The organism is Mesorhizobium sp. M7A.F.Ca.CA.002.15.2.1 (assembly GCF_003998715.1).
Classification (GTDB): domain Bacteria; phylum Pseudomonadota; class Alphaproteobacteria; order Rhizobiales; family Rhizobiaceae; genus Mesorhizobium; species Mesorhizobium ciceri.
The window spans coordinates 1-6,314 of record NZ_RZPI01000300.1; the positions used below are offsets into that span (position 1 = coordinate 1).

Genomic DNA, 6,314 nt, shown 5'->3' on the forward strand with positions numbered 1-6,314 from the left:
GTTCAGGCAGCCGGTCGTGGTGTCGAAGGTTGCCGACTTGTCGAGTTCCCGGCGATAGCGACGAAGCTCGATCTGTTTCAATCCAACGAACAGAAAAAGCGGAACACCAAGAACGACAGGCAACAGGATTGCCGTGACCATGCTGCGCCCAAATGGCGTCAGCGCCTCCGAGAACAGAAGCAGATAATTGAGACCGACGGAAACGCCCAGGATTGCAGCGGTTCCCAGAAAGGTCAGCAAAGCGACGCCTTTCCATGCCTGGTCGGTGGTGCTCGCCATAGTCTTTGTCACTGGCCGATCTCCTGTGGATGGGCTTGTATAAGGCCGGTGTGTTGCAATTTCAGTTTCAAGGAACATTGCAATTTAATCGATTGCGCGATGACCCCATCAAGGCTGCGCCCGTGGCGGTTAACAAACAAAACATCAGGGATTGAATGACAGCCTATTGTGCCGGGCCGAACATGCCCATCTCCGCGTCCCTGGCTGTCGCCTCCGCCTTGCCGTAGATGCCGCTCGGCAGCGCCGTGGCCCAGCCGTTGGAGACAAGCCAGGCGCCAACATCCTGCTTGCCCAGCCTGCACGGTGCGGCGACGGCAAAACGCTCGACGTCCGGCGGTACGAAACAGTGCAGCGCGCGTCCCCTCAGCCAGGAATTGAAAACGGCGCGGGCGCGTACGCCGCAAGGCCAGGTGACGTCATGAAACGAGCAGGAGCTGTCGAGATCGATGCCTCGCACTCCGCTGATGAACACCTTGCGGCCCATGGCTTCGAACATCGCCGATGATGTGACAACCGGGCGGTAGAGCAAGACCTCCCGCCAATCCCTGGGCATCGGCGTTTTCGGGGGCACGGCGAGACCGAGCTCGCTGAGCGGCGGACGGGGCTCGGCCCGTTCGATCTCAGCGGGATCAAGCCGTGGTGGAGCGATCAGGTCTTGAGCAACCTTGCGCGCCGGCTCCAGGCGTTGTGCGCCGGCAACCGGGGCAAACGGCCGGACAGGCTGCGTGTCGTCAACATCTGGCGACCGGGCACGGACAGGCTGATCGACCGAAAGCAACGCCCCGCCCTGAATGATCAGCAGGATCCCGGCCAGGAGCAGGAGGCTTCCAAGTGCGATCGCCAAGCGGCTGCGGCCCGGCCTGGCCATCAGCTTGAACAGGATCCCAGGGATTTGCGCCGGTCAGAAACCCGACGTCGATTTGGCAACCAGCTTGAGCGCACCTTTTTCAATCCGATAGAACGGCATCGAGCGTTGGCTGGATCCGTCGGCCCGAAACCGGAACAGGCCGGTCGACCCGCGAAAGCCGTTTGGATTCTCGAGAGTTTTTTTGCTGAAACCATCGGGCCCGACCGCGCTGGCAATCCCTGCCGTCAGGGCAACCATATCATAGGCGTAGGCCACATTGACGTCAGCCGGATAGTTGTATGTCGTCCTGAAGCGGTCGGCGATCGGCCCGGTTTCGCTTGGATCGAGCGTGGCGATAAACGCCCCCTCGAAGAGCGGATCCATGGGGTGCTCCAGCCAACGGTTCGTCCCGACGACGGAGATCGTCTTTCCCGGAATGCCCTTCGATTTGAGGGCGGCAAGGACAGGCGACGGACTGCCATTGCCGCTGGCGACGATGACGGCGTCGGGGGCGTCCACGAGTGAGCCCATTTCGTCGACCGTCTTCGCGCCGTCGCCGGCAGAATATCGGAGAGTGACCGCGAGCGCCGCGCCGTAGATGCTGAGGCTGTTTGCGACCCGCTTCTCCATGGCGCCGGCGTTTGGGCCATCCGCGACAAGCAGTACGAACTTCTTGCTGCCTTTCGCGGCCAGTCCCGCGGCGCCCGCGGCGGCGCTGTCCGCTTCGCCAAGGAGCACGGCATAGACCCCGGGGCCGCCGGCGAAATTGTCGGCGAGCGCCAGGACCGGTGGCCGCTTCGACCCCGACAGCGTGGCAATATGCTGGGCCGCCGGCAGCTCGGTCGGGCCGATGACGACTTTAGACCCCGTCGTAATGGCCGTAACCGCCAGTTTGCCGGCCAGTGCGCTGTCGCCTTTGGTGTCTTCTACCGTCAGCGCCAGCAATCCGTTGCCGATATCCGTCATCGCCAGCTTGGTCGCATCGAGCATCTTCCTGCCGTTTTCCCCGGCCGTTCCAGGGGCGGACAGCGGCAGCAGCATCGTGACTTTGGTCGAGCCGGTGCCCATCGACTGGGTCGCCTGGACGGGACCGGCGCCGGCGGCGCCGTTCTGCCCGGCAGGCGCGGTAACCGCCGCCGGATCGAGCACTTCGGACACGCCGCCCTTCGACTGGCAGCCCGACACGATCGCGGCGAGCGCCAAGGCGATTGCCCATGTCCGCGGACGGTGGACCTGTCGGCCAGCTTCCATGAATGCTCCACCCCTATGTGCCGCCGGATATTGTTCCCGGTCTGGTCTTCAACGCATGTTACGGCGGACTTGCAGTGCCGTCTGTAGTTCTTTTAGCCGCCGAAAAGCCTGCCTCTGAGCGCCCTGATCTGCCTTGCTTGCCCGGCACTTCGATAGTCGGCGCATTTCATGTATCGCGGCCCGGGCACGAACACGCGGCGCACGCAAACGCCCTTTCCCTGGGCAGGGGCTCCACCCTCCCCGCCTGGCGAAAACGCGGAAAAGCCGAATGTCGCCACCGGCAAGGGGCCGGTCACTTCGATCCCTTCCCTTGCCAGGATTGCCCGCGCACGCTGGCAGTAGCGGACTGAAAGGGCCGAGAACCGGCTTTCATTGTGCCCGGCGCGATACTTCATGACGGTGGTGCAGAGATCACCCGCGGCGAGCCTGTTGGCCTGTGCAAGATATTTGACCCCCAGCGCGATGTTGGCCGCCGGCGCGCTGAGATCGTCGAGGGAACCTCGAAAGCCGAGCATCCTGGCGGTCGCCGGCATCACCTGCATCAGGCCGACTTCGCCATCGGCGCCTTGCACGCCGGGATCGAAGCCGCTTTCGATCTCCATCACCGCATGCGCCAGCATCGGCTCCAGGCCATAGATCGATGCCTGGCAACTGGCAAACGCCTTGAAAGCCTGCCGGGTCCACTCCGTGGCAGTGTCACAGTGTGCCGGCCGCGTCAGGCTGGACGGCTGCTGTTGTTCCACAAAAGGCCGTTCCAGCCAGTTGGCGTGGGCCAGCGTGACAGTGAGGCCAAAGCCGACGAACGCGATCCCGCCTGCGATCGCCTTCGAGAATGATCCGGCGGCTGTCATGATGGCCAACAGGCGTGGGTTCGCCTATCCGGTCAGTGCATGTACTCGACCATGCGATCGTGAAAACACTCGCATTTGTTGAGGGTGTCTTCGTCCTTGTAGTTCGTCTTCAGGTAGCCGTAAGCCATGCCGCAGGCGACCTTGGCTTCCGATGCCCAGACGAAGACGGGCCGGGACGAGTTGATCCACTCCGAGCTGTTGGCGGCGGCGACCGACTCGTCCATCAGCTTCACCACCTGCTGCTTCAGATCGACGATGTTGTCGTTCAAGACCAGATTGGACGTGCCGACGACCCGGCAATAATCGCCTGTCGGACCTTCGATGATGTCGGCGGCATACCCCGTCGACCCGACTGCCAGCAACAGCGTCGCAGCGGAAACAAGCAGTCTTGCAGAACGTTTCATGTTTAGCTCCCCTAAATATTAGCGACGTATAACATAATCGCATGGTTGTGCGCTATGCCGTTAGACCAGGTTTGCGGTTGTCTGATGCTGGGTTATGCCATCGTCGTAGAGCAGCGTGATCGTGTTGGCAGCGGGCAGGTTCGTCAGCGTTGCCACGTCGACGAAGTTGGCGCCGCCGGTGCTGCCGTTGGCATCGACACTGAGCGTACCCGTCCCCGCATTGTAGTTCACGAAGTCACCGATATTGGCTCCTCCAGGCGCCGTGTCAAACAGGGCGGTCAGGTCAATCTTGTCGCCATGTCCTCCCACGCCGCTGAAATCAGTGATGAGGTCCTTGATGTCGATATTCTCAAGCCGGAACGTATCGGCGCCGGCTCCTCCGGTCAGGGTGTCCTGGCCGAGACCTCCTATGAGAAGGTCGTTGCCGTCGCCGCCGCTGAGCAGGTCGTTGCCGGCTCCGCCGCTGAGGAAGTCATTGCCGCCCCGGCCGACGATGACGTCATTGCCGCCATTACCGCTGAGCTGGTCGATACCGGACGTTCCATAGATCTGGTCGGCCAGCGTTGGGTCACCGTTCACCGAGATCCCGGGATCACCAGGATTGTGCGAGAAGAAGGAGAAATTGACGGAGCGGGCCTGCCAACTGCCGCCATCATTGTCGAAGTAGGACAGGGTCCACGAGTCTCCGGCTGCCGGCGGATGCGCGATCAAGTAGCTGGCAAGCGTCGTAGCGGTGGCATTGCCTGCGCCATCGAGAAGGAAGATGTGATCGTAGTCGACCGTAGCCTTCATCTGACCCGTGGCCGGATCGTAGAACCAAGTCTGCTCGAAGGTCCCAGCGGTCAAATCGTCTTCTACTGCGGCGAAGTGATTGGTGCCAATTCTGATCTCGACCTGAACCTCCTGTTCACGATGCGACCCTGCGCTACTATCTCCGAACGCACCTGGGTTTCGCTCTGAAGGGTCAATCGGCGTATCAATCGGCGTCTTTTGGAAATCGGTATAGACGACGACAGTTGCGCTGTGAGGATCCGCCAATATCGCGTTTACCGTCGCTTGCGACAGAGCAAGCGTCGTGACCTGATCATTGCCCGACGTCAGCGGACTGCTGCCATCGCCAATCTGCGACGTGTCGCTGGGCAGGCTGGTCGGCGGCACTTCGTGGATGCCAACAGTCTGTGCAACGTGAGTGTGCCCGTCATAGACATCCAGCGACAGGTTGTTGTTGACCGTGTCAGTTTGCAATGCGGTCGGCCGATAAACCAGATCGTCCAGCAGGTTGATACCGCCGGACGGATTATACAGCACCGTGCCGGCTGTCAGGGCGATATAGGTCACGCCGTTGAAATAGAACGTGCCGGTGGGGATCGTTCCCGTAGCGGTGACGATGAGGTTATCCCCGTCCGCATCCGTCGGAATGGAGACCAGCAGCGGATACCCATTCGGATAGCTGGGCGTGCTCAAGGTCTGCTGCGCCGGGTCGCTCGACATCCAGTTCTGAGTGTTCGCGACTACGGGCGCGTCATTGATGTCCGTCAGGTTGATGGTCAGCGTCGTCGTCGACAGGTCGCCGTCACCATCCTTGATGGTGTAGACGAACACGTCCGTGGTGTTCGCGTTGATGCTGTGGGCCGTCGACTGGTAGGTGTAGGAGCCGTCGGCGTTGAGATGCAGCGTGCCGTGCAGGCCGGCAATGTCGGTGTTGACACCGGTCGTCACCGCCGTTGTCGTGTTGCCGCCCGCAGCCCGGACGCCGTCGATCGTGGCACCATCTGCCCCGGCCACGTCGTTGATCAGAACGCCGGCCGCAGCAGTCACGGTCAGCAGCGCGCCTTCATTGACATTGCCGCTGTCGGCATGGGCCGTCGGCACGTCGTCGGTGACGTCGATGGTGATGGTGTTGGTGATCGTGTTGCCGTTGGCGTCGGTGGCCTGGTAGGTGAAGGTCTCGACATTGTTGACGGTGTTGGTGCCGTTGTTGGCGTCGGCGCCGTCGACCGGCGAGGTCAGCGTGTAGCTGTAGGTGCCGTTGGCATTGAAGGTCAGCGTGCCGTGCGCGCCGATGGCGTTGCTCACCAGTGCGTAGGTGTAGGGCCCGGTGCCGCCCGATACATTGTCGACGACCGTTCCGGCGATGGTCTCGGCGGTGCTCGACGGGTTGCTGCCGATCGGCAGCGCCGCCTCGTTGACCGTCAGGTCGTCGTTGGAGACGGCAAGGCCGCTGTCCGACAGGTTGATGGTCAGGGTCGTCGTCGACAGGTCGCCGTCGCCGTCCATGATGGTGTAGACGAAGGTCTCCGTTGCGCCTGCCGGCGGAACCACGTTGGGCAGGCCGTCATAGCTGTAGCTGCCATTGGCCTGCAGCGTCAGCGTGCCGAAGCTGCCGTTGATCACCGTGTTGACGCCCGTCGTCACCGCCGTCGTGGTGTCGCCGCCCGCAACGCGGACCCCGACAACGCCGCCGCCCGCCGCCGCACCGTCGGCGCCGAACACGTCGTCCGTGCCGTCGCTCAGCACGTTGCCGAGCACGATCCCGCCCTCGACAACGCTGTTGGTGTCGGCATGGGCCGTCGGCACGTCGTCGGTGACGTCGATGGTGATGGTGTTGGTGATCGTGTTGCCGTTGGCGTCGGTGGCCTGGTAGGTGAAGGTCTCGACATTGTTGACGGTATTGGTGCCGTT

General features: G+C 62.4%; 5 protein-coding genes and 1 pseudogene. All 6 read right to left on the reverse strand.

The features are described from left to right. Positions 1–291 (reverse strand): annotated as a pseudogene (locus ENZ74_RS17625) (GGDEF domain-containing protein); the annotation flags it as partial. Positions 292–442: 151 nt separating this feature from the next. Beyond that, a complete protein-coding gene (locus ENZ74_RS17630) occupies positions 443–1,147 on the reverse strand; it encodes a hypothetical protein (RefSeq protein WP_063168897.1) in 705 nt (234 codons plus the stop codon). Positions 1,148–1,180: 33 nt separating this feature from the next. After that, positions 1,181–2,329 (reverse strand): ABC transporter substrate-binding protein, encoded by a 1,149-nt coding sequence (locus ENZ74_RS17635; RefSeq protein WP_244514232.1) that lies wholly within the window; start codon positions 2,327–2,329, stop codon positions 1,181–1,183. A gap of 140 nt (positions 2,330–2,469) precedes the next feature. Then, complete coding sequence (locus tag ENZ74_RS17640; RefSeq protein ID WP_063170328.1) at positions 2,470–3,228, reverse strand: transglycosylase SLT domain-containing protein; 759 nt, start codon at positions 3,226–3,228, stop codon at positions 2,470–2,472. A 32-nt stretch (positions 3,229–3,260) separates the two neighbouring features. Next, entirely contained in the window at positions 3,261–3,632 is a 372-nt protein-coding gene (locus ENZ74_RS17645) for a hypothetical protein (protein ID WP_027163714.1), read from the reverse strand. A 60-nt stretch (positions 3,633–3,692) separates the two neighbouring features. After that, on the reverse strand, positions 3,693–6,314 hold a 2,622-nt coding region (locus tag ENZ74_RS17650), incomplete at its 5' end, for an Ig-like domain-containing protein (protein WP_127312892.1).